At 63.6% G+C, this 24,327-nt stretch carries 21 protein-coding genes; 17 read left to right on the forward strand and 4 right to left on the reverse strand.

Going from position 1 to position 24,327, the window contains the following annotated elements; all coding sequences use genetic code 11:
* Positions 1–28 precede the first annotated feature (28 nt).
* The 5 genes from PQR27_RS08955 (at position 29) to PQR27_RS08975 (ending at position 5,430) form a co-directional block, all read left to right on the forward strand.
* On the forward strand, positions 29–769 hold the full coding sequence (locus PQR27_RS08955; RefSeq protein ID WP_408523297.1) for an ankyrin repeat domain-containing protein: 741 nt from the start codon (positions 29–31) through the stop codon (positions 767–769).
* A 238-nt stretch (positions 770–1,007) separates the two neighbouring features.
* Positions 1,008–1,364 carry a Rap1a/Tai family immunity protein gene (locus PQR27_RS08960; RefSeq protein ID WP_408523299.1) on the forward strand — a complete coding sequence of 119 codons (357 nt, stop codon included), beginning with the start codon at positions 1,008–1,010 and terminating at the stop codon, positions 1,362–1,364.
* Between the two features lie 137 nt (positions 1,365–1,501).
* The gene (otsA, locus tag PQR27_RS08965) at positions 1,502–2,914 is read left to right on the forward strand and encodes an alpha,alpha-trehalose-phosphate synthase (UDP-forming) (protein ID WP_408523301.1); all 1,413 of its coding nucleotides are present in this window, start codon (positions 1,502–1,504) and stop codon (positions 2,912–2,914) included.
* Positions 2,915–2,981: 67 nt separating this feature from the next.
* Positions 2,982–4,148, forward strand: coding sequence for an AAA family ATPase (locus PQR27_RS08970; protein WP_408523303.1), 1,167 nt, complete (start codon positions 2,982–2,984; stop codon positions 4,146–4,148).
* Positions 4,149–4,362: 214 nt separating this feature from the next.
* The gene (locus PQR27_RS08975) at positions 4,363–5,430 is read left to right on the forward strand and encodes a glycosyltransferase family 4 protein (protein WP_408523305.1); all 1,068 of its coding nucleotides are present in this window, start codon (positions 4,363–4,365) and stop codon (positions 5,428–5,430) included.
* Positions 5,431–5,634: 204 nt separating this feature from the next.
* Here PQR27_RS08975 and PQR27_RS08980 read toward each other — a convergent pair whose 3' ends face one another.
* The 3 genes from PQR27_RS08980 to PQR27_RS08990 all read right to left on the reverse strand — a co-directional run bounded on the left by PQR27_RS08980 (position 5,635) and on the right by PQR27_RS08990 (position 7,610).
* Complete coding sequence (locus PQR27_RS08980) at positions 5,635–6,222, reverse strand: BPSL1445 family SYLF domain-containing lipoprotein (RefSeq protein WP_408523306.1); 588 nt, start codon at positions 6,220–6,222, stop codon at positions 5,635–5,637.
* A gap of 387 nt (positions 6,223–6,609) precedes the next feature.
* Entirely contained in the window at positions 6,610–7,056 is a 447-nt protein-coding gene (locus tag PQR27_RS08985; RefSeq protein ID WP_408523307.1) for a hypothetical protein, read from the reverse strand.
* Positions 7,057–7,313: 257 nt separating this feature from the next.
* The gene (locus tag PQR27_RS08990; RefSeq protein ID WP_408523308.1) at positions 7,314–7,610 is read right to left on the reverse strand and encodes a PsiF family protein; all 297 of its coding nucleotides are present in this window, start codon (positions 7,608–7,610) and stop codon (positions 7,314–7,316) included.
* A gap of 436 nt (positions 7,611–8,046) precedes the next feature.
* Between PQR27_RS08990 and PQR27_RS08995 the strand changes: the two genes are divergently transcribed.
* From PQR27_RS08995 to PQR27_RS09005, 3 genes are all read left to right on the forward strand, one after another.
* The gene (locus tag PQR27_RS08995) at positions 8,047–8,343 is read left to right on the forward strand and encodes a YciI-like protein (RefSeq protein WP_408523309.1); all 297 of its coding nucleotides are present in this window, start codon (positions 8,047–8,049) and stop codon (positions 8,341–8,343) included.
* Positions 8,344–8,418: 75 nt separating this feature from the next.
* Positions 8,419–8,652, forward strand: a complete 234-nt coding sequence (locus tag PQR27_RS09000; protein ID WP_408523310.1) for a hypothetical protein — start codon at positions 8,419–8,421, stop codon at positions 8,650–8,652.
* Positions 8,653–8,901: 249 nt separating this feature from the next.
* Positions 8,902–10,026 carry a DUF6566 family protein gene (locus tag PQR27_RS09005; RefSeq protein WP_408523311.1) on the forward strand — a complete coding sequence of 375 codons (1,125 nt, stop codon included), beginning with the start codon at positions 8,902–8,904 and terminating at the stop codon, positions 10,024–10,026.
* 140 nt (positions 10,027–10,166) lie between these two features.
* Here PQR27_RS09005 and PQR27_RS09010 read toward each other — a convergent pair whose 3' ends face one another.
* A complete protein-coding gene (locus PQR27_RS09010; RefSeq protein ID WP_408523312.1) occupies positions 10,167–11,711 on the reverse strand; it encodes a mannose-1-phosphate guanylyltransferase/mannose-6-phosphate isomerase in 1,545 nt (514 codons plus the stop codon).
* A gap of 647 nt (positions 11,712–12,358) precedes the next feature.
* Between PQR27_RS09010 and PQR27_RS09015 the strand changes: the two genes are divergently transcribed.
* The 9 genes from PQR27_RS09015 (at position 12,359) to PQR27_RS09055 (ending at position 24,306) form a co-directional block, all read left to right on the forward strand.
* Positions 12,359–13,756, forward strand: a complete 1,398-nt coding sequence (locus PQR27_RS09015) for an undecaprenyl-phosphate glucose phosphotransferase (RefSeq protein WP_408523313.1) — start codon at positions 12,359–12,361, stop codon at positions 13,754–13,756.
* A gap of 82 nt (positions 13,757–13,838) precedes the next feature.
* A complete protein-coding gene (locus PQR27_RS09020) occupies positions 13,839–15,296 on the forward strand; it encodes a UDP-glucose dehydrogenase family protein (protein ID WP_408523314.1) in 1,458 nt (485 codons plus the stop codon).
* A 45-nt stretch (positions 15,297–15,341) separates the two neighbouring features.
* Positions 15,342–15,797: an arsenate reductase/protein-tyrosine-phosphatase family protein gene (locus PQR27_RS09025; protein WP_408523315.1), complete on the forward strand. Its 456-nt coding sequence runs from the start codon at positions 15,342–15,344 to the stop codon at positions 15,795–15,797.
* Entirely contained in the window at positions 15,791–17,020 is a 1,230-nt protein-coding gene (locus tag PQR27_RS09030) for a polysaccharide biosynthesis/export family protein (RefSeq protein WP_408523316.1), read from the forward strand. Before PQR27_RS09025 ends, PQR27_RS09030 begins: the two co-directional genes overlap by 7 nt.
* Before the next feature lie 97 nt (positions 17,021–17,117).
* On the forward strand, positions 17,118–19,343 hold the full coding sequence (locus PQR27_RS09035) for a polysaccharide biosynthesis tyrosine autokinase (RefSeq protein ID WP_408525445.1): 2,226 nt from the start codon (positions 17,118–17,120) through the stop codon (positions 19,341–19,343).
* Between the two features lie 52 nt (positions 19,344–19,395).
* A complete protein-coding gene (locus PQR27_RS09040) occupies positions 19,396–20,328 on the forward strand; it encodes a glycosyltransferase family 2 protein (RefSeq protein ID WP_408525446.1) in 933 nt (310 codons plus the stop codon).
* An 88-nt stretch (positions 20,329–20,416) separates the two neighbouring features.
* Positions 20,417–21,592 (forward strand): glycosyltransferase family 4 protein, encoded by a 1,176-nt coding sequence (locus PQR27_RS09045; protein WP_408523317.1) that lies wholly within the window; start codon positions 20,417–20,419, stop codon positions 21,590–21,592.
* A gap of 3 nt (positions 21,593–21,595) precedes the next feature.
* A complete protein-coding gene (locus tag PQR27_RS09050) occupies positions 21,596–23,080 on the forward strand; it encodes a glucose-6-phosphate isomerase (RefSeq protein WP_408523318.1) in 1,485 nt (494 codons plus the stop codon).
* Entirely contained in the window at positions 23,077–24,306 is a 1,230-nt protein-coding gene (locus PQR27_RS09055; protein WP_408523319.1) for a glycosyltransferase family 4 protein, read from the forward strand. Before PQR27_RS09050 ends, PQR27_RS09055 begins: the two co-directional genes overlap by 4 nt.
* The last annotated feature ends 21 nt before the right edge of the window (positions 24,307–24,327 follow it).

A 24,327-nucleotide genomic window follows, 5' to 3' on the forward strand; every position in this document is an offset into this window, starting at 1 on the left:
AGGATAGGAACGTTTCCTAAAGCTAAACATGAGAAATAATCTGATGTCGATCGCGGCGTTTGACCCGCTGACAGCCGCCCCAACCGTTCTGGGTGCGGCGCGCCGTGCCGCTTCCCGGCTCGCGTTCGCCGCGACGCTTGCCTGCGCCGCGCTGGCTTCGCTGGTGGCCGTACCGGCCCATGCTGCACCGATCGACTCGCTGATCAAATCCGTCAAGTTCGACGATGTCGACGGCGTGAACAAACTGCTCGCCAAGGGCATGGATCCGAACAGCGTCGACAACCAGGGCATCCCGCTGCTGGTGCTGGCCGCGCGTGAAAAATCGGACAAGGTTGGCGCCGCGCTGATCGCCAATCCGAAGACCGACATCGAGATCCAGGACAAGGCCGGCGAAAACGCCATGATGATGGCGTCGCTGAATGGCGATATCGACTTCGTCAAGCTGCTCATCGCCAAGGACGCCGAAGTCAACAAGAAGGGCTGGGCGCCGCTGCACTATGCGGCCGCGAACGGCAACGACGACATCGTCAAGCTGCTGCTCGACCATTCAGCCTACGTCGACGCCGGCTCGCCGAACGGCACGACGCCGCTGATGATGGCCGCGCGCGGCGGTCATGTGTCGACCGTCAAGCTGCTGCTCGACAACGGCGCGGACCTCACGGTGAAGAACCAGATCGGCCTGACCGCGCTCGATTTCGCCAAGACCTACAAGGAGCCGGATGTGGTGGAAGGGCTGACGGCGCGTCTGCAGCAGATGCAGCAGAAGTGACGCACGCGGCAAACGGGCGAACCGGCCGCTGGTTTACCGGTTCGCTGGCCGCCGCATAGCAGGCTCGGTTCGCCGGCCCCCGGACCGCTGGCCTCGAAAAATTTGCCTGAAGATAGCGGGCGTTGGCACGCGTGCCGCTTCGTAAAACAGTGCAGAATGACGACTTTGGCGCGCGCTGTGGCGAGCCGGTTCGATGCGGCGCAAGACCGCCTGATAAACGACCCTGGAAAGGAACACCATGCTGCGGGCTTTGATTTTCGCCAGCGCGTTTGCCGTCCCATTATCGGCAGCCGCGTTTACGGGAGGCGACCTCAACAAGCTGTGCACGAAAACCGATGTGGCATCGCGTAGCGCCTGCGCGGCCTATATCGAAGGCGCCGCGGACGGCATCTTCAACACGATCGACGCGATCGGTGGTACCACCGGGCCGCGCGTCGGCCAGTATTTCTGTTTGCCGCAAGACGCGCGCTCGGCGCAGCTCACCGACGCGGTGCGCAAGTACATTGCGGAAAATCCGATCGTCGCGGGCTACAACGCCAGCACGGCGATCTCGCTGGGGCTCGGCAAGGCGTTTCCTTGCAGGAGCGGCAGTTGATCTGACTTGCCGCTGAACGGGTGCGGCTTTGCATGCTTCGTGTCCGCCTGGCGTCATCGATAGATCGCGGCGGTGGGGGCGTCCGAAGCATCTGAAGGGCCGTCGCCGCGCCGTGCGAACCAAGGAGGACATGCAACATGGGCCGACTGATCGTTGTGTCGAATCGCGTCGCAACGCCGACGGAAACCAAAGGATCAGCGGGCGGCCTGGCCGTCGGCGTGTTCGGCGCGCTGAAGGACGCCGGAGGCGTGTGGTTCGGCTGGAGCGGCGACGTGGTGAGCGAGACCGTTGCCAATGCCGGGCCGACGCTGGAGCAGGACGGCGCGGTGACCTTCGCGACCGTCGGCCTCACGCGCAAGGATTACGACCAGTACTACCGCGGCTTTTCGAACGCCACGCTGTGGCCGGTGTTCCACTACCGCAACGACCTCGCGCGCTACGAGCGCGAAGAGTATGCGGGCTACCGGCGCGTGAACGCCTGGCTCGCGCACAAGCTGATCAAACTCCTCGAACCCGACGACGTGATCTGGGTTCACGACTACCATCTGATTCCGTTCGCCGAAGCGCTGCGCTCCGAAGGCATCACGAACCGCATCGGTTTCTTCCTGCACATTCCGTTTCCCGCGCCGCAGATTCTGTTCAGCATTCCACCGCACGAAGAGCTGGCGAAGTCGCTCTCGTGCTATGACCTGCTGGGATTCCAGACCGCGACCGACGAACTCGCGTTCCACGATTACGTGACGCGCCACGCGCGCGGCACGGTGAGCGCGGACGGTCACGTCGAAGCATTCGGCCGCAAACTGCGCACGGGCGTCTATCGGATCGGTGTGTTCCCGGACGAGATCGCCGAGCAGGCCAAGCGCTATGAAAGCCGTCAGCATGTGCTCGACCTGAAGCAGAGTCTGGAAGGCCGCAAGCTGATCATGAGCGTCGACCGGCTCGATTATTCGAAAGGGCTGGTCGAGCGGTTCCGCGCGTTCGAGCAGTTGCTCGAGCGCTCGCCCGAATGGCGCGGCAATGTCACGCTGGTGCAGATCGCGCCGCCCACGCGCTCGGATGTCGCCACCTATCAGAAGATCCGTCAGGATCTGGAGTACGAAGCAGGGCGCATCAATGGCCGCTACTCGGGTCTCGACTACACGCCAATCCGCTATATGAACCAGCAGTACGACCGCTGGAAGCTGATGTCGCTGTTTCGCGAGTCGCAGATCGGTTTTGTCACGCCGTTGCACGACGGCATGAACCTGGTCGCGAAAGAGTATGTCGCCGCGCAAAATCCCGACGATCCAGGCGTGTTAGTGTTGTCGATTTTCGCGGGTGCGGCGGCGGAGCTGAGCGGCGCGCTGCTGGTCAATCCGCACGATGCAATCGGCATGTGCGAGGCCTTGCAGCGCGCGTTGCAGATGCCGCTCGATGCGCGTCAGCGGCGTCACGAGATTAATATGGCGGCGCTGCGCAAGAACGACCTCGGCGTGTGGCGCGATACGTTCCTGAACGATTTGCGCAGTGTGCCGGTGCAGAAGCCGGGTCAGGGAGGCGGGCATAAGTGATGGTGTGTGTGAACGGGGTGGCGCGACGTGAGACAGCGCGTCGTGCGTTTGAGCCTGGGCTGGCCGCATGCTGACTACCCTGGCTATCGCGGGGTATCGGTCGCTACGCGAACTTATCGTGCCGCTTGGGCGGTTGAACGTGATTACCGGCGCCAATGGCAGCGGCAAGTCGAGTGTGTATCGGGCGCTGCGTTTGCTGGCGGAGACGGCGCGCGGCGGAGTGATCACGTCGCTGGCGCGCGAGGGCGGTTTGCCGTCCACGCTGTGGGCCGGGCCTGAGCGATTCTCGCGTGCGGTGCTGGCGGGCGAGTTGCCAGTCGAGGGCACGTGTCGCAAGGAACCGGTGAGTTTGCGCCTCGGTTTTGCCGGCGACGAATTCGGTTACGCGATCGATCTCGGCCTGCCGCTGCTCGATCGGACCACGCGCTTCCCGCTCGACCCGACGATCAAGCGCGAATGCATCTGGAGCGGGTCGGTCTTGCGGCCTTCCGCGTTGCTGGTCGACCGGCGCGGCGCGGCCTTGCAGACGCGTGACGGGCAAGGCGACTGGCAAACCATCTCGCAACCGGTCGCCAGCTTCGACAGCATGATGACGGAGTTCTCCGACCCCCGCACGGCGCCCGAGATGATCACGGTGCGCGAGCAGATCCGCTCGTGGCGTTTCTACGACCACTTCCGTACGGACGCCGAGGCGGCCGTGCGCCTGCCGCAGATCGGCACGCACACACCGGTGTTGTCCAACGACGGCGCGGACCTCGCTGCCGCGCTGCAAACCATTCGCGAGATCGGCGACCCGGCCGCGCTCGATGCCGCCATCGAGGACGCCTTTCCCGGTTCGCGCCTCGACGTCGCGACGCAGGACGGCCGCTTCGAAGTGACGATGCAGCAGCACGGCCTGCTGCGCCCGCTCAAGGGCGCGGAGCTGTCGGACGGTACCTTGCGCTATCTGCTGCTGGTGGCGGCGCTCCTGACGGCGCGGCCGCCCGCGCTGATGGTGCTCAACGAACCGGAGACGAGCCTCCATCCGGACCTGTTGCCGGCGCTCGCACGCCTGATCGCGCGGGCGGCCGTGCATTCGCAGGTACTGGTCGTGTCGCACGCCGCGCGTCTGATCGAGGCGCTCGAACGCGAGGACGGCAGTCAGTCGATCGTGCTCGAAAAGCATTTCGGCGCCACCCGCATCGCCGACGCGGACGATCGCGATCTGCCGGCCTGGAAGTGGCCCGCACGGTGACCGCGAACAGCGGATGTAAGCTGAATGTAACAGCGGGCAGCAATTGCAAGGCGTAGGGCTTTTTGTTGCGCCGTGATGAATAATGGTCAGATGCGGAAGGTGCAGGCGGGTCGTTTGCGTCCGCTGCATTGATCGGAGGTATCGGCGCTGTCATACTCAGCGCCGCTGACGCGCACCGCCACGGGCGCAAGCCGTCAGTTCACGGAGACAAAATATGAAGATTGCGCAGATCGCCCCCTTGACGGAATCGGTGCCGCCCAAGCTGTATGGCGGCACGGAGCGCGTCGTGTCGTACATCACCGAGGCGCTCGTCGAGCTGGGCCATGACGTGACGTTGTTCGCAAGCGGCGACTCCGTTACCAGCGCAAAGCTCGAGGCCGTGTGGCCCCGCGCGCTACGTCTGGACCCGGGCATCCGCGACCGCATCGCGCCGCATATGCTGTTGATGGAACTGGTGCGGCGTCAGGCCGAGGACTTCGACGTCCTGCATTTCCACCTCGATTACTACTCGTTTTCGGTCTTCAAACGTCAGGACACCCCGTTTGTCACGACCATGCATGGCCGGCTCGACCTGCCCGAGCAGCAGCCGGTGTTCGACACCTTCAACACGGCACCGGTGATCTCGATTTCGAATGCGCAGCGTCATCCGTTGCCGCAGGCCAAATGGTTGGCCACCGTCTACCACGGGCTGCCGGAGATGCTTTACACGCCGCAGCCGGTCCAGCAGAAGTACCTCGCGTTTCTCGGTCGTATTTCGCCGGAAAAGCGCGTGGATACCGCGATCCGGATTGCCGGGCGCTGCGGCATGCCGATTCGCATCGCCGCGAAAGTGGATGCCGCCGACCGCGAATACTTCGAGCGCGATATCCGGCCGTTGCTTGACTTGCCGTATGTCGAGTTCATCGGCGAAATCGCGGATGACCAGAAGGCCGAGTTTCTCTCAGGCGCGCATGCCTTGCTGTTCCCGATCGACTGGCCGGAACCGTTTGGCCTCGTCATGATCGAGGCGATGGCGTGCGGCACGCCGGTGATCGCGTTCAATCGCGGCTCGGTGCCAGAGGTGCTGGAAGACGGCCTGACCGGCTTTATCGTTGAAGACGAGATCGGCGCGGTGGCAGCGGTAAATCGCCTGCATAACATGCCGCGCGCGCGCGTGCGCCAACGCTTCGAAGAGCGCTTCACTTCGCACCGGATGGCGCAGCAGTACGTGGATGCGTATCAGTCGGTGATTCGCGCGCAGAAACGTTCGCGTTTCAAGGTCATCGACACGTCGGGCAGCTGAACTGGCTCGGCCAGGCGTTTAAAAAAGAACGGCGATGTGCCATGCGCATCGCCGTTTTCTTTGGTGCTGAGTACCGGATGTTCGTGACCAGATAGCCGCACGAGGCCCGCGGCCCCGATACCGGCCGATGGAACAGCGGACTGCGTCTGATCCGGCCACCGCCGCTCACGGAACCGGCGGATCAAACGCAGACCGGCAAAGCTGCTAAATCTTCAGGCGCGATACCTTGGTGCCCTGGAGGGATATATCGGCCATCAGGCCTGCATTGGTCAAGACGAATACTTCGACCGGAGCCGTTGCCGTGTTCGAGTCGATCGCGCCATTTGCGCCCATCTTTACCAGCGCCACGGAAGCGTCGCCGCCTACCGACCAGCCGTCGGCATTGCGGAATCTGTCTAGCGCGTCCTGCGTCATGAACAGGAAAATGATGGCCTTCGACTGTGCGCCCGCCTGCAGCCCGAGCGAGCCGGAGATCGTGCTGTAATAGCCGACCGTGCCGCCGCCTACGCGCAGCGAACCTTCGCCATACTGGCCGCCCACCACGAGGCCCGCTTGCAGTACTGACGGAAACACGAGCACGCCACGCGCCTTGGATACCAGTTCGCGCGACCCCTTCACCGTGGTGAACAGGCGCGACATGGTGCCCTCTACGCTGGCGTCGATCGACTGGCGTTTGGAGGAATCAGTGGCGGGGGTGTTGGGGTTGCCCGAGTTGGTCGTACAACCAGTGAGTGCAAGGCCTCCGAGAGCGAGCGCAGCCGTAGTTTTCAGCATGAAGTTTCGTCTTTGCATCGTTTTTCTCCATCGTGGTTCCTGGGCGCAACCTCGAATGATGATGCCGGGGTTGCCTTTGAGTTATATCACACGCACGCCAAATAGACGCATTTCCTGGTTTGGCGAGAAGCCTTGTGCGGCGGGGCTTTGCGCGAATTGCGAAGGCTCGGTGAGGTAATTTTGACCGGCCTCAGGACACTCGCAAAAGGCTGTTCGTGGCGCAATCGCGCGGCTTCCCGCAGAATCGTGCCAGGGCTCGGATGGTTCGACGCAAGCGGCACGCCTGCTGGTTCAAACCCCGTTTTTACCGATTCCCTGGCGCATGATTTCGGCGGCAATCGGACAAAACGTGTTGCGAGAACGCCGCATCTCGGCGCGCCGGCAGCCTGCTGTTTTTCCGCGCCTTCAGCCGTGGTTCGCGGGGCTCTTGATGGGCGGCCGCCGCAGCGCGCGCCGCAGCATGCCGATCAACACGCCAATCAGGAACAGCGTGACAGCCGGCACGATCCAGTAGCCGACGAACGCGCGCCAGAGGTAAGCCATGAGGGTGGAACGGCGCACGCTGTATTCAGTGCGGGCGTCCTGTTGACGCGGCGCATTGGCGGCCAGCACGTCCGCCGGACAACCGGCTGCCTGCGCTTCATCGGGCGTGCCGTGGCAGCGCGCGGGCGCCCCTGCCGCGCGTTGTGCGTCGGTGAAATTCCAGCTGGTCAGCGCACGGTCGAGGTCGACGGCGTTGTACGCCATTTCCTCCCGGATCTCGCTGACCGCGACGATCGCCACCGGTACTGCCCAGAATACGATGACGACCAGCCACCGCCTCAACCAGCGGTTTTTATGCTTCGATACCATCCTTGCCTCCGATCGATGCTCTGGAGCACCAACGACAAGATGGCGGCCCGTCTAATGTTGTGTGGGGTGGGCCGTCTCCGCAGCCATCATAGAAGAAAAACGGCGCGTTCGGGCGGATGGCCTGCCTAAGCGGCAAAACCGGCGGGCTGCGGAAAGGGAAAAACCGGAAGGGGAAGCAGAGAATGAAGCAGAAAAGAGAAGCGCAAATGAAACGGCCGCGCCGGAGAGCGGCGCGGCCCTGTTCGCGCAAGCAGCTTTTAGTTAGCCGGTTTGGATGACAGGCACGTTTTCATGAAGGCCTGGCGATCGGCGCCTTTCTTGTCGGCGGCTTGCGTGTTGCATGCCTTCATCTTGTCCTGCTGGCTCATTGGCGCAGCGGCAGCCGGTTTCGCAGACAGGCAGGTCTTCATGAAAGCCTGGCGGTCTGCGCCTTTCTTGTCGGCGGCCTGCTTGTTACAGTCGGTCATTTTGGTTTGCTGGCTGTTCTGTGCGAACACCGGCGAAACAAGGACGGCACCCAGCAGCAGCGTAGCGATCGTGGATTGGATTTTCATGTGGCACTCCATCGGTGGTGAAAACGTTTTTGGTCGTTTATGCGCGCGGGAGTCAACGGCACCAGGGCCCCCCGGCATACCCATTATGGCAAATGCTGTCTGCCAGAACGGACAACAGGACATTCCGGTTGACAGCCGTTCACGCTGGTTTTCCCTTAGCAGACGGGCAAAGCGACGCGCTAACGAATGGAACCAATGAATCGTAGCGGTGCAAAATTATGTTATGTATTCCAGACTAATTGAGCAGGTTCATTCGGTCCGGGATCACATTGTGAATCGCCTGATATGCTTAAAAATTCATCACCAAAATTTACGCTGTTCTGTAATGCAATTGAATAAAAAATCGGCATGAAATTCTTCCAGAAATCGTGCGGGTAATATTGACCAGACTGTTTGAACTATTTCCTGTCCATCGAGCAAGTCAAGGAGGTTCGCGATGCACTATCTGTTGATGTACGACCTTGTGCCTGACTACGTGGAGCGCCGCGGCGCGTATCGCGACGCCCACCTCAAACTGGCGTGGGCAGCAGTCGAACGGGGCGAGTTGCAACTCGCCGGGGCGTTGACCGAGCCCGTCGACTGCGCGGTATTGCTGTTCGAGGGCGACTCGCCCGCTGCAGCCAAAGCCTTTGCCGAGGCTGATCCGTACGTGAACGCAGGTCTCGTGACAAGCTGGCGCGTGCGCGAATGGGCCACCGTGGTCGGCGAACACGCGTCGAAACCGTTGCGCTGAGCCGTAGCCGTCACGTATGTAGGCGCGGCGTGTCGGTCGACTTGAGAGAGGCGTGCAAGTCGCCCGCGCGTCGCCATGAAGATGCACGGCGCATTGATTCCGGGCGCATGCCCAAATGTTCGAAACACCGTGAAAAATGCATCGAAATTCATATCCGCGCTTCAGGCCTGTTTTAAACGGCATATCACAGATCATCTTTTCCTGCTTCGCCGCTCAATAGCGACTTTCGCTGCCGAAACCGACATGAGTTCTGTGACGGCAATTAGAGAAATGACGCAGCAAAAAGGACAAGATTGTTTCCATCCGTAACACTTGTCTCAAGCATATTCACGCAAACCCTGGTGGTGGTATGCTTCGTGCACAAATTCTCCCATGCACGAGTGAGACCACGTTTTGTGCTTCGCAATAGGGATAAACCGCACTAACGCAGTGCGGCTGTGACCAACAAACAGAACGTACAAGACATATTTGTGCAACCGAGGGCTGCACACGGATCGGGAAAATTGAATCCGTGGCTAGTCCAAAGCCGCGGCCAGGCCAGGCCGCGTGGAGAACCCAATGTTTTTCGATGAGCTAAGCAATGACGAATGGGCGCTGCTGGCAGTGCTTGTCTCTGATGAGCCGGCCGTCCGTCTGAACCGACGCGGACGGCCCCGCGCCGAACCGCGCATCGTGGCGAATGCCGTCCTGTGGATTCTGACAACCGGCGAGCCCTGGTCGAAGCTGCCAGGCCGTTATCCGTCGGGTCCTACCTGCCGGCGCCGTTTCGAAGAGTGGCAGTTGAACGGTACGCTGATCGAGATGGTTCGGCTGCTGTCGCAAACCGGGCGCACCTTCGCGTACGTCCCGCAACCGGCGCCGCCCGTTGCGGCCAAACCTGCGGCGCCGGTCGCCGAAACATCCAGCGCGCGCGACGAGACCCTGCGTGGCGTGTCCTGGAAGAGTCCCGAATCGTGGCAGGCGCCCGGCGTGTCGAGCAGTCTGAGCCAATGGCGCTCGGCCGATCCGATCGCCGATATCACGCGCCAGTTGTCGGGAGCGGGCCACGTGCCGCCGGTGTCACGAGCACCCGCGGCGCGAGCCGTCACGCGCGCCGACGTGCCGGATAGGGACGAGGCGGGCGCGGTGGGGGCGGCCATGGCCAGTCTGGATTCCGCTATTGCCGCGGCACGCCGCACGCAGCAGCCGGAGGAACGTCGCAACCCCCTGTCGATGAGCCTCGCGCCACGCGGCACGCAGGTCGCCGACCGGCGCGGCTTTCTGATTTACGTCGCCGCGGAACGGGTGCCTGACGCCATGTTTCGCGCGTGGGCGGAGATCATGAAGGACGGGCGGCGCGTCGAACGTTCCGGCCTGGTCGGGCCGCGCTTCGCGGATGCGGAGTCAGCGCAGCAGTACGCGCTCGATTGGGCGCGGCAGTGGATCGATCGTGAATCCCGCACGCTAGCAGCTGCAAGTACGGCGCCAGCGGTCAGCGCGGCTGCGCCGGTCGCCCGCCCGTTGCCGGCGATGCGCCAGGTGCCGGAGCCGGTCGCGGTGAATCACGGCGCGCCTTTGCATGGTCCGATCAATGCGTTTCGCGGACCGCTGCGCCGTTATCCCAGCGAACCGGCCGCAGCCACAGAGAGCAGTGCATCAGATCGCTTTTCGGCGTACCCGGAACTTATCTCCCACGCGGGGTGAGGGCGGCGGCCAGCGTGGCTGCCGGCCTGGCGGCTAGCGCTGCAGTCCCCCGCGGCCGGTAGGAGCAACCGCCGCAGGTTCCCGCTTCATCTGTTACGAGTCACCAGCGTTGCCTCGCTGGCGTCCTTCATCGGCGTCCCTCATTGACGTCCATACGTGTCGTCGAAACGCACGATATCGTCCTCGCCGAGATACGAGCCGGACTGCACCTCGATCATTTCGAGCGGCATCTTGCCCGGGTTTTCGAGGCGATGGGTCACCCCCAGCGGAATATAGGCCGACTCGTTCTCGGAGACGATGAAGCGCTCTTCGCCGCGCGTGACGAGTGCCGTGCCGCGCACGACGATCCAATGTTCCGCGCGGTGATGATGCATTTGCAGCGAGAGCCGCGCACCCGGTTTCACGACGATGCGTTTGACCTGGAAGCGCTCGCCGTTATCGACCGAGTCGTAGTCGCCCCACGGGCGATGCACCTTGCGATGGTTGGCCGCTTCGAGGCCGCCGTCGCTACGAATCCGGCCAACGATCTTCTTCACGTCCTGCACGCGCGACTTGTCGGCGACCAGAATCGCATCAGCCGTTTCGACCACCACCAGATCCTGCGTGCCCACGCAGGCAATCAGTCGTCCTTCCGAATGCGCGAAGGTCGACGACGAGCCTTCGAACATCACCCGGCCGCGCCCCACGTTCTGATCGGCGTCTTTCTCCGAGATGTCCCAGATGGCGTCCCACGAACCCACATCCGACCAACCCGCCTGCAGCGGTACGACCACGCCGGACGCGGCGCTCTGGTCGTTGCCCAGTTGCTCCATCACTGCGTAGTCGATGGAATTCGACGGTGACGCGCTGAACGCGTCGCGTTGCAGGCGGAAGAAGTCGCCGTCCGCCTTGCCGCCCGCGAACGCCGCTTCACAGGCATCGACGATCGCCGGCTGAAAGTGGCGAATCGCCTTCAACCAGGTCGACGCGCGCATGATGAAGATGCCGCTATTCCACCAGTACTCCTGCGATTCGATGTAGTGCTGCGCGAGCTCCAGATGCGGCTTCTCGACAAAACGGTCGAGCTTATGCGCGCCGATCGCGCCGGCGATATCGTCAGGTATGCCAGGCAGCGTGGCAAGCGCTGCGCCGATACGGATATAACCGTAGCCCGTTTCCGCGCGGGTCGGCACGATACCCATCGTCACGATATGGCCCGCTGCGGCGTGCTGCACGCCCGCAGCGACGGCTGCCTGAAAGCCGTCAATGTCGGTTACCGCATGGTCGGCCGGCATCACGACCATGATGCCGTCCTGGTTCTCCGCGGCAATCGAAAGCGCGGCCACTGTCAGCGCCGGCGCCGTGTCGCGCCCAACCGGTTCGAGAATCAGCCGGCTCGGCTTGCCGCTCGTGCGCAATTGCTCCGCGGTCGTGAAGCGATGTTCTTCATTGGCTACCACCACGAGTTGCTCGGCAAGCGGATGGCCCGCTTCCAGCGCATCGAGCCGGCGCGTGGTCGATTGCAGCAGCGAATCTGCGCCCAGCAGACCGATCAGCTGTTTCGGATATTGCTCGCGCGACATCGGCCACAGCCGTGTGCCGGAGCCGCCCGCAAGAATCACGGGATGAACCTTGAGCTTGACGTTCAGGGGCATAGCTTGCGTGGACCGGGTGTCGGCCGGCGTGGCCGTAACCGGAGCTGTCATGGTGGACTCCTCGAGGCTGGGTGAATGCCCCGAGTTTTATCACGAACTAATCAATCAATAAAAGCGCGTTAAATAGAATCCATATAAAACGGGGAATAAAATTGGCCGATTCGTGAAGAAAAAATGTCCGGATGATTTATAAAAAAGAAAAATTACCAGAAAAAAACCGGCGCGCATTTTTTTACGCGGCGTCACGCTGCAGAATAGAGGTGACGGGCAGGGCGTAAGCTTCGTAGGAAAACAGGGATGAAGGGCGAGAAAGGCCTGAAAAAAGGCGATCAAACCGCCCTTCGAACGCCAATTTCGGTAACAATTGCCGAACAAAATGCGAAAAAAATAGCGAAATTTTGACTGATACAATTTGAGATATTTTGCTGACTTGCTCTGCGAATTTTAATACCGCTTTATCTATACATGAACACGGGTATTCACTCATTCCGACACGCATTTCCCAGTTCGTCCATTCAGAATTGTTTTTGGGCGAACGACGCCAGGGCAATTAGCATCAGGCCAATTTGTTTCGCGTCGCGCATTCAGTTGCCGAGCGCGAATAGCGGCGTTGTGCAGCCGCTGGGCGGACTGATGTGCATGACGGAATTTCAACCAACTAACGGATGGCACTTGACTGACGAACTGGGGTGCAGCGCATGCTGAGCGTTCTATCGAGAATCATCGACATCGCCATGGTCGCGCTCGGCGCGGCGATCGCGACGGCCGTGCACAGCGGAAAACTGGTGTGGCTGGACGACATGCAGAGCGTCTCGCTCGCGTTCGACTGCCTGCTGGTGGTGGTGTTTTTCCCGGCGCTGGGCATCTATCAGTCATGGCGCGGCAAGCCGCTCTATGACCTGCTGTGCCGTGTGGCGGGCGGCTGGCTGATGGTGGAAGTCACCGGCGTTCTGATCAGCTTCAGCCTGCACCGCTCGGACAGCCTGTCGCGGTTGTGGCTGGTGTACTGGGCGGTCGCCACGATCGCGCTGCTGATCGTCACCAAGGTGATCGTCTATTCGATCCTCAAGGGATTGCGCCGCGAGGGTTTCAATCAGCGTGCGGTGGCGATCGTCGGCGGCGCGCCGTATGGGCGCTTCCTGATCGAGCAGATGCGCAGCCGGCCGGAAGCGGGCTTCAGCCCGGTTGTCGTGTTTGATGAAGACGGCACGATCAATCCCTATGAAGACCCGGACGCAAGCGACGCGATCGACGGCGTGCCGGTCGAGCGTGACTACGCGCGGATGCTGCAACTGGTGCGTCAACGCGCGATCCGTGAACTGTGGCTCGCGTTGCCGATCTCGAAGGAGAAAGCGATTCATCGCTTTGTGATGGACCTGCGCAACGACTTCGTGAACATCCGCTTCATTCCGGATGTGCGCAGCCTGACGCTGTTCAATCAGCCGATGGTCGATCTGCTCGGCGTGCCGGCGATCAATCTGGCCGCCTCGCCGATCACCGATCTGCGCGTGCTGCCCAAGCGGATCTTCGACCGCCTGTTCGCGCTCGGCGCGTTGACCGCGCTGGCGCCGGTGATGCTGGTGATCGCGCTGCTGGTGAAAGCGAGCTCGCCAGGCCCCGTGTTCTTCCGTCAGAAGAGAAAGGGCATCGACGGTCACCAGTTCGAGATCTACAAGTTCCGCTCGATGAAGCTGCACAAGGAAGAGCACGGCAGGATCACCCAGGCCACGCGGCGCGATCCACGTATCACCGCGGTCGGCGCGTTCCTGCGGCGCACCAGCCTCGACGAATTGCCGCAGTTCATCAACGTGCTGCGCGGCGAGATGTCGGTGGTCGGCCCGCGTCCGCACGCGCTCGAACACGACGACATCTACAAGGATCTGGTGAAGGGCTACATGCACCGTTACCGGATCAAACCTGGCATCACCGGGTGGGCGCAGATCAATGGCTATCGCGGCGAAACCGACCGCATCGAAAAGATGATGGGCCGCGTCAAGCTCGATCTGTACTACATGCAGCACTGGACCTTCTGGCTCGACATCAAGATCGTCGTGCTGACGCTGTGGAAGGGCTTTGTGGGCAGCAACGCTTACTGAACAGCAGGCGCGCAATGCAGCGCAGAGCAACGCAACGCGTGCCTGGTGCTTTGAATCAACTCCATTTTCCGAGGTGTAATACATGAACCTGACGATCATCGGTAGTGGCTACGTAGGCCTCGTGACGGGCGCATGTCTGGCTGACATCGGCCACGACGTGTTCTGTCTCGACGTCGATCAGCGCAAGATCGACGTGCTCAACAACGGCGGCGTGCCGATCCATGAACCGGGTCTGCAGGAAATCATCGCGCGCAATCGCAAGGCCGGCCGCCTGAAATTCTCGACTGACATCGAAGCCGCCGTCGCGCACGGCGATATCCAGTTCATCGCCGTGGGCACGCCCTCCGACGAGGACGGTTCCGCCGACCTGCAATACGTGCTGGCCGCCGCGCGCAACATCGGCCGTCATATGACGGGCTTCAAGGTCATCGTCGACAAATCGACGGTGCCGGTCGGCACGGCTTCGCGCGTGCGTGAAGTGATCGCCGCGGAACTGGCCGCGCGCAACGCGCAGCACATGTTCTCGGTGGTGTCGAACCCGGAGTTCCTGAAGGAAGGCGCGGCTGTCGAAGACTGCACGCGCCCCGACCGCATCGTGCTCGGTTGCGACGAAGACGTGCCGGGCGAAAAAGCACGCGAACTGATGAAACGCCTCTACGCGCCGTTTAACCGCAATCGCGAACGCACGCTGTACATGGACGTGCGCTCGGCCGAGTTCACCAAGTACGCGGCCAATGCGATGCTCGCCACGCGCATCTCGTACATGAACGAACTCGCGAATCTGGCCGACAGAGTCGGCGCGGATATCGAAGCGGTGCGCCGCGGCATCGGTTCCGATCCGCGCATCGGCTACGACTTCCTGTACGCCGGTTGCGGCTACGGCGGCTCGTGTTTCCCGAAGGACGTGCAGGCGCTCATCCGCACCGCTGCGGAGCATCAGGCGAACCTGCGCATTCTGGAGGCGGTGGAAGCCGTCAACGACACGCAGAAGAAGATCCTCGCGCACAAGATCGTCGCGCGTCTGGGCGAAGACCTGTCGGACCGCACCTTTGGCGTGTGGGGCCTCGCGTTCAAGCCGAATACCGACGACATGCGCGAAGCGCCGAGCCGTCCGCTGATCGCCGAGCTGCTGCGGCGCGGCGCGCGGGTGAAAGCCTACGACCCGGTCGCAATCGACGAATCGAAGCGCGTATTCGCGCTCGATCTGCAGGACGTGCCGCAGCACCACGCGCGCCTGAGCTTCGTGAAGGAAGAGATGGAAGCGGCCGAGGGCGCCGACGCGCTGGTGATCCTCACCGAATGGAAGGTCTTCAAGAGCCCCGATTTCGACTCGCTCAAGCAGATCCTCAAGTCGCCGCTGATTTTCGACGGCCGCAATCTGTACGAGCCGGACGCGCTGCTCGAACTCGGTATCGAGTATCACGCGATTGGCCGTCAGCACGCGCTGCGCAATGCGCCGGCACGGGTCGGCGCACACGGCGAGCATGGCGCACCCGGCGAGCCGCTCGGGCGGCAGGCCGCCGCCGCGGCCAGCCTGTAAGCCACCGGATCGCCGCATTACTACGCCACGTTAGGGAGCCCACCTATGTTCGCCAACGTACTGATCGTCTGCCACGCCAACGTATGCCGTTCGCCTGCCGCCGAAATGCTGTTCAAGGCACGCCAGCGCACCGCTGCGGGGCCGTCTTCAGCGCCGATCGCGTTTCATTCGGCGGGCATCCGTGCCGCGAACGGCCACGGCATGGACCCGGTGATGCGGCGCCTGCTCGCCGAGCAGGGCGTCGACTCCGGGATTCACTATTCGCGGCGCCTCGACCGGCACCTCGTGCGCGCGGCCGATCTCGTGCTGGTCTCCGAGCGCGCCCAGGTGAGCGCGGTCGAAGCACTCGATCCGGCTTCGCGCGGCAAGGTCTATCCGCTCGGCAAGTGGGAAGCCGATTCCGATGTCGCCGATCCGCACGGCGGCGAGGAAGCCGGCTACCGCGAGAGTCTCGTGCTCATCGAACATCTGGTCATGGGATGGCTTGAAAAAATATGCTGATGAAAAAACTCACTGCACACTCACTCGCGAATTTCAGAACGAAATTTGCCGCCACGCTTTTGCTGACGTCTTTTCTGTCGGCCTGCGCCACCGCGCCCGGAAATTATCTCGACACGTCCCGTCTGCAAGACGACGGCCAGCATCAAAGTCAGACTGCCAACGAAACCTATCCGGTCCATCTGATCGACGGCCCGCTGGTGGCCACCCAGGCTGAGGCGCAAGCCCAGGCCCAGGCCGCCACACTTCAGGCGCTGCCGGCCTCACACGGCAGCGATCCGTCGCAGTACGTGTACCGGCTCTCGCCGCAGGACATTCTCGGCATCACCGTGTGGGATCACCCTGAGTTGACCACGCCGCAGGGCAGCACATTGTCCGCGGGCGGCAACACCACGCAGAGCATTGGCGGCGCCTTGCAGCAGCCGTATACGGCTGCGCTGCCGGGCCAGGCCGATCCGTACGGCCAGACCATCGCGGCCGACGGCACGATCTTTTTCCCGTTCGTCGGCCGCATCAGGGCCGCGGGCAAGACCGTCGGTGAATTGCGCGAACAGCTTTCCTCGGGCCTCGTGCGCTATATCCGCAATCCGCAGGTCGACGTGCGCGTGCTGTCCTATCGCGGCCAGAAGGTGCAGGTAACCGGCGACGTGAAGACGCCAGGCCCGCTCGCCGTCAGCGACGTGCCGCTCACGCTGGTCGACGCGATCACGCGCTCGGGCGGCACGAATGCCGACGCCGACATCCAGCGTGTGCGCCTCACGCGCAACAACAAGCTGTATGTGCTCGACGCCAACCGCATGCTCGATCAGGGCGACACCACGCAGAACGTGATGCTGCAGAACGGCGACGTGATCAACGTGCCGGACCGCAGCGACAGCCGCGTGTTCATCATGGGCGAGGTCAAGACGCCGATCCAGATGCCGATGCTCAAGGGCCGTCTGACGATTGCCGATGCGCTCACGCAGGCGGGCGGCATTCTCGACACCGACGCCAACCCGCGCCAGATCTACGTGATGCGCGGCATGCGCGAGCATCCCACCACGCCGGACGTGTATCGCCTCGACATGACCCAGCCGGACGCGATCATGCTGTCGTCCCAGTTCCAGTTGCAACCGATGGACGTCGTGTATGTCGGCACCGCTGCTTCGACCACGTTCAACCGTGTGCTGCAGCAGGTCCTGCCGAGCGTGCAGACGCTGTTCTACCTGAAGCAGCTGACGCGCTGAACATCTGAGCCGTCGACAGGCCCGCGCCGCTCTCACAGGGCGCGGGACCGAAGCAAAAACGCCGAAGCCAAGCCTGACGCAACCGTTACGGGATCGAATTGTGAGCACTCAAATCTCTCCACACATGGCCGCACCGGCCAGGACCGAAGAAGAGGACGTCGTCCTCGGCCAACTGGTGCAGGTGATCCTCGACGACATCTGGTGGCTGATCGCCATCGCGGCGGTGATCGTCGCGATCGCCGCCGCGTACTGTTTCCTCGCCAAACCGATCTATTCGGCCGATGCGCACGTGCGGGTCGAGCAGTCCGACAACACCTCGCAGGCGCTCACGCAGACGCAAACCGGCGCGGCGATCACCACCGGTTCGACTTCGCTGCCGACCGACGCCGAAATCGAAATCATCAAGAGCCGCGGCGTGGTCGCACCGGTCGTGCAGCAGCTCAAGCTGAACTTCAGCGTCGTGCCGAAGACGATTCCGCTGCTGGGCAGCATTGCCGCGCGCATGGCCACGCCGGGTCAGCCGGCGCGTGCGTGGCTCGGCTTGTCGTCCTATGCATGGGGCGGTGAAATCGCCGATGTCGATTCGATCGACGTGGTGCCGGCGCTGGAAGGCCAGAAGCTGACCATGAAGGTGCTGGACGACCAGCACTACGAACTGTATGCGGAGAACGGCGCATTGCTGCTGCGCGGCCTCGTGGGCCAGCAGGAGCAGGGCGGCGGCGTGACGATCCTGGTCAACAAACTGGTGGCCCGCCCGGGCGAGCAGTTCACCGTGACCCGTTCCAACGACCTCGACGCGATCAGCGCGTTTCAGTCGGCGATCACGGTGCAGGAGCAGGGCAAGCAGACCGGCGTGATCCAGATCTCGCTGGAAGACAAGAGCCCCGAGCATGCCGCAGAAGTCGCCAATGCGCTGGCGCAGTCGTATGTTCGTCAGCACGTGTCGAACAAGCAGGCCGACGCGAGCAGGATGCTCGACTTCCTGAAGAGCGAAGAGCCGCGCCTGAAGGCCGATCTCGAACGCGCGGAAGCCGCGTTGACCGCCTATCAGCGCCAGTCCGGCTCGATCAATGCGAGCGACGAGGCCAAGGTGTACCTCGAAGGCAGCGTGCAGTACGAGCAGCAGATTGCCGGCTTGCGTCTGCAGATGGCGCAGTTGACCGAGCGTTATGGCGACGACCACCCGATGCTGGTCGCCGCGCGTCAGCAGATGGCCGAGCTGGAGGCGCAACGCGCCAAATACGCGGACCGCTTCCGCGATCTGCCGGCCACCGAAGTTAAGGCCGTGCAGTTGCAGCGCGACGCCAAGGTGGCGGAAGACATCTACGTGCTGCTGCTCAACCGCGTGCAAGAACTGTCAGTGCAGAAGGCCGGCACCGGCGGCAATGTGCATATCGTCGACGCCGCGCTGCGCCCGGGTGCGCCGGTCAAGCCGAAGAAGGCGCTGATCCTGTCGGCGGCCGTGATTCTCGGGCTGATCGCCGGCACCGGTTTTGTGTTCCTGCGCCGCAATATGTTCAAGGGGATCGACGATCCCGATCATATCGAGCGCGCGTTCCACCTGCCGGTGTTCGGCCTCGTGCCGTTGAGCGCCGAACAGGCCTTGCTCGAAAGCAGCTTCCAGCGCGGCGGCGAACGCCTGCGCTCGGTGCTGGCCACTGCGCGGCCCAAGGACGTGACGATCGAGAGCCTGCGCAGCCTGCGTACCTCGATGCAGTTCACGATGATGGACGCGAGGAACCGCATCGTCATGCTGACCGGCCCGATGGCCGGGGTCGGCAAAAGCTTCCTGACGGTCAATCTGGCCGTGCTGCTCGCGCATTCGGGCAAGCGCGTGCTGATGATCGACGGCGACATGCGCCGCGGCGTGCTCGAGCGCTATCTGGGCGGCGCCCAGGACAATGGCCTGTCGGAACTGCTGAGCGGTCAGATCTCGCTGGAAGAGGCGATCCGTGCGTCGGCCGTCGACGGCCTGAGCTTCATTTCGTGCGGCCGCCGCCCGCCCAATCCGTCCGAACTGCTGATGTCGCCGCGTCTGCCGCAATACCTCGAGGGGCTCGCCAAACGCTACGACGTGATCCTGATCGATACGCCGCCGGTGCTGGCCGTGACCGACGCGTCGATCATCGGCGCCTATGCCGGCTCGACCTTCTTCGTGATGCGCTCGGGCGTGCACAGCGAAGGCGAGATCGCCGACGCCCTGAAGCGTCTGCGGGCGGCGGGCGTGCACGTGCAGGGCGGGATCTTCAACGGCATGCCGGCGCGCGCGCGCGGCGGCTACGACCGCAGCTACGCAGCGGCCCAGGAATATCTGAGCACCTGAGGCGCCGTGCGACATGAACCGATTCCCGCGCAACGATAAAAAGGACATCACGATGAAAGTGACGGTACTGGTGCCGACTTACCGCCGCCCGGCCGACTTGGCGCGCTGCCTCGCGGCGCTGCAACGGCAGTCGCGCGCGCCGGACGAAGTGGTGGTGGTCGCGCGTGCCGACGACGAAGCGACCCACGCCTGCCTGCGCGATCCGGCGGTGCCGGGCTCGCTGCGGCTCTCGGTGGCGCTCGTCGAGGTGCCCGGCCAGGTCGCGGCCCTGAATCGCGGACTCGACGCGGCCAGCGGCGAGGTGATCGCAATCACCGACGACGACGCCGCGCCGCACGTCGACTGGGTCGAGCGCATCGCGGCCGCGTTCGAGGGCGATGCGCGCCTCGGTGCGCTGGGCGGGCGCGACTGGGTGCATGAGAAAGGCCGTGTCCTGGACGGCGAGCGGGCGCTGGTCGGCAAGGTGACCGCGCACGGCAAGATCATCGGCAATCATCATCTTGGCGTGGGTGGTGCGCGTGAAGTGGACATCCTGAAGGGCGCCAACATGAGCTACCGGCGCGACGCGGTGCGCACGATCCGCTTCGATCAGCGCCTGCGCGGCGCGGGCGCGCAGGTCCACAACGACATGGCCTTCAGCCTGAGCGTGAAGAATGCCGGGTGGAAGCTGATGTACGACCCGCGCGTGGCGGTCGATCATTTCCCCGCCGAGCGTTTCGACGACGACCGGCGCGACGCGCAAACCATGGCGGCATTGCGCAACGCCGCCTTCAACTTCCATCTGATCCTGCGCGACCAGTTGCCGCCATTGCGCCGTGAAACCGCCTGGTGGTGGTGGACGCTGGTCGGCACGCGGGCTTATCCGGGGCTCACGCACGCCGCACTCGCACTGCTCTCGAAGCAGGCGCGTCTGAAGCTCACGCGCTGGCGTGCGGTGCGCGGCGGCGCGCATGAAGCGCGGCGCGCGCTCTCCCGGCCCGCGTGAGTCCAACGCCCAGCACGTTCCTGCACCGGTGCGCGCCGCAGCCTGCGCGCGCCGCTGCTCCTTTCCACCGGCAGAGCGGAGTGTCTGCATGAGTACGAAAGTTCACGTTCATCTGTTTTACGGCGCCGACCCGCGCTTTTACCGACCGGGCGACAACATCGGTTGTCTGTATGGCTATCACCACGCCGACTCGGACGCGTTCAGGCTGACCTATTCGCAGGACGCGCGCGAAAGCAAGCCGGTTCGACTGCTGCGCCGCGCACTGAAGGCGGCGTTCGGTTTCGACTTCATCCACACGTGGCGCAACCGCGCCGAGATGCTGCGCTCGGACGTGATCTGGACACATACCGAGCAGGAATGGCTCTCGGCCGCCCTGATGCTGCTGCTGAGCGGCCGCAAGGCGGGCGCCGATGCGTCACCCCTGTTGCTCGCGCAAAGCGTGTGGCTGCTCGATAAATGGCCTTCGTATGGGATTCTGCGCAGCTGGCTGTATCGCAAGCTGATGAGCCGCGCCGATCAGCTGACCACGCTCGCCAGCGAAAACGCCGAACTGTGCCAGCGTTACTTCAATCGCGACGCGAAGCCTCTCTACTACGGTCTGAACACGCGCGACTTTCCCGTGGCAACGCCGACCGCATGGACGCCGCACACGCCGATCCGCATCGCCGCGATCGGCAACGACCGCGACCGTGACTGGGAGACGCTCATCAAGGCGTTCGGCAACGACGCGCGCTACACCGTGAAGCTCGCGACACGCCGCCGGATTCCCGCGTCGCTGCGCGCGGCGAATGTCGAAATCGCACTGTTTTCGGGCATCAAAAAACAGCGCGAACTTTATGATTGGGCCGACCTGATCGTCGTGCCGTTGCGGCCGAATTCGCACGCGTCGGGCATCACCGTGATGCTCGAAGCAGCGGCGGTCGGCAAGCCGATGGTGGCGACCGATGTCGGCGCGCTGCAGGATTATTTTCCGGCGGGCGAAGCGTCTTACGTGCCGCCGTTCAGCCCAGAGGCCTTGCGCGAGGCGGTGGACCGGCTCGCCGGGTCGCCGCTGGAGGGCTTGCACCAGGCGCAGGCGGCCGCGGCCGGTTTGCGCTCGCGCGATCTGACCACGGAACACTACGCCATGCAGCACGTGCGCATCACGCAGGACATGATGCGGGCGCGGGCGGCGTCGCGCGTCCGGGCAGCGGCCGGTGCGGCCGGTGCAGCGGGGGTCTCCGAGGCCAAGCGGCCGGCGCGTGAATCACGCGGAGGTCTCTGAACGATGTCGACCATCACGCGAGCCGGTGCCCACCGGGCGAAGGGTGCCGGGGGGATGTTCACCGGCGGCCCGCAGGAATGGCTGCCGCCGACCCTGTTGTGGCTGATCACGGCGGTGCTGATCGTCGCGCATCAGGGCACGGTGCTCACGCTCGCATTTCCGGTGCTCGCGATCCTGACGGGCCTGTGGCTCTACTTCAAGAGTCCGGCGCGCTACATCGGTTTCATGTGGTGGCTGTGGTTCCTGAGCCCGGAAGTGCGGCGTCTGGCCGACTGGTCCAAAGGGGCGTTCACGCCCACCAGTCTGATTCAGGTCGCGCCGCTTGCGGTCACGATGATCAGCGCGCTCTCGCTGTTGCGCTACTACCGGCTGCTCGCCCAGCGGCGCGGCTTGCCGGTGCTGCTGATTCTGCTCGGTCTCGCCTACGCGTTCATGGTCGGCGTGATGTCGAGCGGCCCGCTCGCCGCGACCTATGACCTCGCGAACTGGCTCTATCCGATCCTGATCGGCTTTCACATCATGGCGCACACGCGCGAGTACCCGCAGTATCGCGACACGATCGTCAACACGTTTATCTGGGGCATGCTGGTGATGGGCGGCTACGGCCTGATCCAGTTCTTCATCATGCCGCAGTGGGACGCGCTGTGGATGCTCGGCTCCCAGATGAACTCGCAAGGCGATCCGGTGCCGATGGGCGTGCGCGTGTTCAGCACGATGAATTCGTCGGGACCGTTCGCCTTCGCGATGATGGGCGCGATGGTCTTCGTGATGGCGGCGACGCATCGCGTGCGCTGGATAGCCGCGGCGCTGGGTTTCTTCTCGTTCGCGCTGAGCCTCGTGCGCTCCACATGGGGCGGCTGGGTGATCGCCCTGCTGATCCAGTTGGTCAAGTCGAACAACAAGGTGCGGGTGCGCATTGTCGCCAGCGCGGTGCTGCTGGCGGGCCTGTGCGTGCCGCTGCTGGCAGTCGGGCCAGTGGCCGAGCGGATGCAGGCGCGGCTGAGCACCATCGTCAACCTGAACGACGACCAGAGCTACGCCGCGCGCAACGAGTTCTACGCGAGCTTCGCGAAGACCGCCTTCACCGACGTCTCCGGCGAAGGGATGGGCGCGACCGGCACCTCCACCAAGCTCTCGAACGACGGCGGCCAACTCGGCCAGTACGGCAACTTCGACAGCGGCGTGATGAACATCCCGTTCGTGCTCGGCTGGCCCGGCACGCTGCTGTACATGTCCGGCATTGTCTGGCTGCTGGTGCGCGCGGTGCTCGCGTCGTTCAGGCTGCCTGACGACAAATTCGTTTCAGCCTGCCTGAGCCTCAGTCTCGCGACCTTCGCGATGCTGGTGTTCACCAATTCGCTGGTCGGCACCGGCGGCCTGCTGCTTTTCATGAGTGTTTTTTCGATTCTTTCCGCGGTGCATTACGAAAAAATGAACCGCGCAAGTAAGTCATTTCGCACGCAATTTCTCCACGGAGGCACTGATTGAGAGTCGCCATTGTCACGCACGTCGTGCGCCATAACGACGGCCAGGGCCGCGTCAACCACGAGATCGCGCGCGCGGCCCTCGACGAGGACATTGCGGTGACGCTGGTCGCGTCGCACGTCGCGCCCGATCTGCTCGCGCATCCGAATGTCCGCTGGGTGCCGGTGAAAATCGGCCGCTGGTGGCCCACCAATCTGTTGCGCCAGCAGGTGTTCGCGTTCAGGAGCGCGATGTGGCTGCGCGCGCATCGCCGCGAATACGACGTGCTGCACGTGAACGGCTTCATCACCTGGATGCGCGCGGACGTCAACACCTCGCACTTCGTGCATAGCGGCTGGTTCGGCAGCAAGTACTACCCGTTCGGCCTCACCAAGGGTGTGTGGTCCGCGTATCAGTCGGTCTATACGCGCTGCAATGCGCTGCTCGAACGCTGGGCTTATCGGCGTTCGAAAGTGATCACGGCGGTGTCGCAAAAGGTCGCCGACGAGATTCGGGCGATCGGGCTGACGCCGGATAACCGTGTCGACGTGATTTACAACGGCGTGGACACCGCTGGCTTCGCTGCCGCCACGGGCGACCGCGCGAAATTCGGCTTGCCCGCCGACGCGTTCCTGCTGTTGTTCGTGGGTGACCTGCGCACGCCGCGCAAGAATCTCGGCACGGTGCTGGCGGCGTTGAAGCATCTGCCCGAGCACGTGCAGATCGCCGTGGCCGGATTTCTGCCCGGCAGCCCGTATCCGGAACAGGCGAAGGCGCTTGGCATCGCGCATCGCGTGCATTTTCTCGGGCTGGTCAAGGAGATGCCGGTGCTGATGCATTCGGTGGACGCGTTCGTGTTTCCGTCGCGCTATGAGGCGATGAGCCTGTCGCTGCTCGAAGCGATGGCGGCCGGTTTGCCGGTGGTCACGGCGCGCACGGCGGGTGGCGCGGAAATCATCACGCCGGATTGCGGCATCGTGCTCGACGACCCGGACGATCCCAAGGCGCTGGCCGGCGCGGTCGCGCGCCTCGCCGACAACGACGACGCGCGTCGCGCGATGGGCGTCGCCGCCAACGAACTCGCGACCGGCTTTGGCTGGGCGCGGATGGCCGAGCAGTACATCGCGCTGTACCGGCAACTGGCGGGGCAGCAGAAGAACCGCCGGCGCAGCGAAGCGGAAGCCGCCGTGGTCGCCAAAACCGATGCGCTGACGCTGAACACGCTGGCTGGGCAGAAGGCGGCGGAATGATTATCTGCCCGTCAGCGATCC

The organism is Paraburkholderia fungorum (assembly GCF_046027215.1).
Classification (GTDB): domain Bacteria; phylum Pseudomonadota; class Gammaproteobacteria; order Burkholderiales; family Burkholderiaceae; genus Paraburkholderia; species Paraburkholderia fungorum_D.

Excerpts from the sequence above, each read along its gene's own strand:
- PQR27_RS08970 (WP_408523303.1), top strand. The coding sequence starts at position 2,982 with ATGCTGACTACCCTGGCTATCGCGGGGTATCGGTCGCTACGCGAACTT.
- PQR27_RS09005 (WP_408523311.1), top strand. The coding sequence starts at position 8,902 with ATGTTTTTCGATGAGCTAAGCAATGACGAATGGGCGCTGCTGGCAGTG.
- PQR27_RS09040 (WP_408525446.1), top strand. The coding sequence starts at position 19,396 with ATGAAAGTGACGGTACTGGTGCCGACTTACCGCCGCCCGGCCGACTTG.
- PQR27_RS09010 (WP_408523312.1), bottom strand. The coding sequence starts at position 11,711 with ATGACAGCTCCGGTTACGGCCACGCCGGCCGACACCCGGTCCACGCAA.
- PQR27_RS08975 (WP_408523305.1), top strand. The coding sequence starts at position 4,363 with ATGAAGATTGCGCAGATCGCCCCCTTGACGGAATCGGTGCCGCCCAAG.
- PQR27_RS09000 (WP_408523310.1), top strand. The coding sequence starts at position 8,419 with ATGAAGATGCACGGCGCATTGATTCCGGGCGCATGCCCAAATGTTCGA.
- PQR27_RS08990 (WP_408523308.1), bottom strand. The coding sequence starts at position 7,610 with ATGAAAATCCAATCCACGATCGCTACGCTGCTGCTGGGTGCCGTCCTT.
- PQR27_RS09020 (WP_408523314.1), top strand. The coding sequence starts at position 13,839 with ATGAACCTGACGATCATCGGTAGTGGCTACGTAGGCCTCGTGACGGGC.
- PQR27_RS09025 (WP_408523315.1), top strand. The coding sequence starts at position 15,342 with ATGTTCGCCAACGTACTGATCGTCTGCCACGCCAACGTATGCCGTTCG.
- PQR27_RS08955 (WP_408523297.1), top strand. The coding sequence starts at position 29 with ATGAGAAATAATCTGATGTCGATCGCGGCGTTTGACCCGCTGACAGCC.
- PQR27_RS09015 (WP_408523313.1), top strand. The coding sequence starts at position 12,359 with ATGCTGAGCGTTCTATCGAGAATCATCGACATCGCCATGGTCGCGCTC.
- PQR27_RS09050 (WP_408523318.1), top strand. The coding sequence starts at position 21,596 with ATGTCGACCATCACGCGAGCCGGTGCCCACCGGGCGAAGGGTGCCGGG.
- PQR27_RS09030 (WP_408523316.1), top strand. The coding sequence starts at position 15,791 with ATGCTGATGAAAAAACTCACTGCACACTCACTCGCGAATTTCAGAACG.
- otsA (WP_408523301.1), top strand. The coding sequence starts at position 1,502 with ATGGGCCGACTGATCGTTGTGTCGAATCGCGTCGCAACGCCGACGGAA.
- PQR27_RS08980 (WP_408523306.1), bottom strand. The coding sequence starts at position 6,222 with ATGCAAAGACGAAACTTCATGCTGAAAACTACGGCTGCGCTCGCTCTC.
- PQR27_RS08960 (WP_408523299.1), top strand. The coding sequence starts at position 1,008 with ATGCTGCGGGCTTTGATTTTCGCCAGCGCGTTTGCCGTCCCATTATCG.
- PQR27_RS08995 (WP_408523309.1), top strand. The coding sequence starts at position 8,047 with ATGCACTATCTGTTGATGTACGACCTTGTGCCTGACTACGTGGAGCGC.
- PQR27_RS09045 (WP_408523317.1), top strand. The coding sequence starts at position 20,417 with ATGAGTACGAAAGTTCACGTTCATCTGTTTTACGGCGCCGACCCGCGC.
- PQR27_RS08985 (WP_408523307.1), bottom strand. The coding sequence starts at position 7,056 with ATGGTATCGAAGCATAAAAACCGCTGGTTGAGGCGGTGGCTGGTCGTC.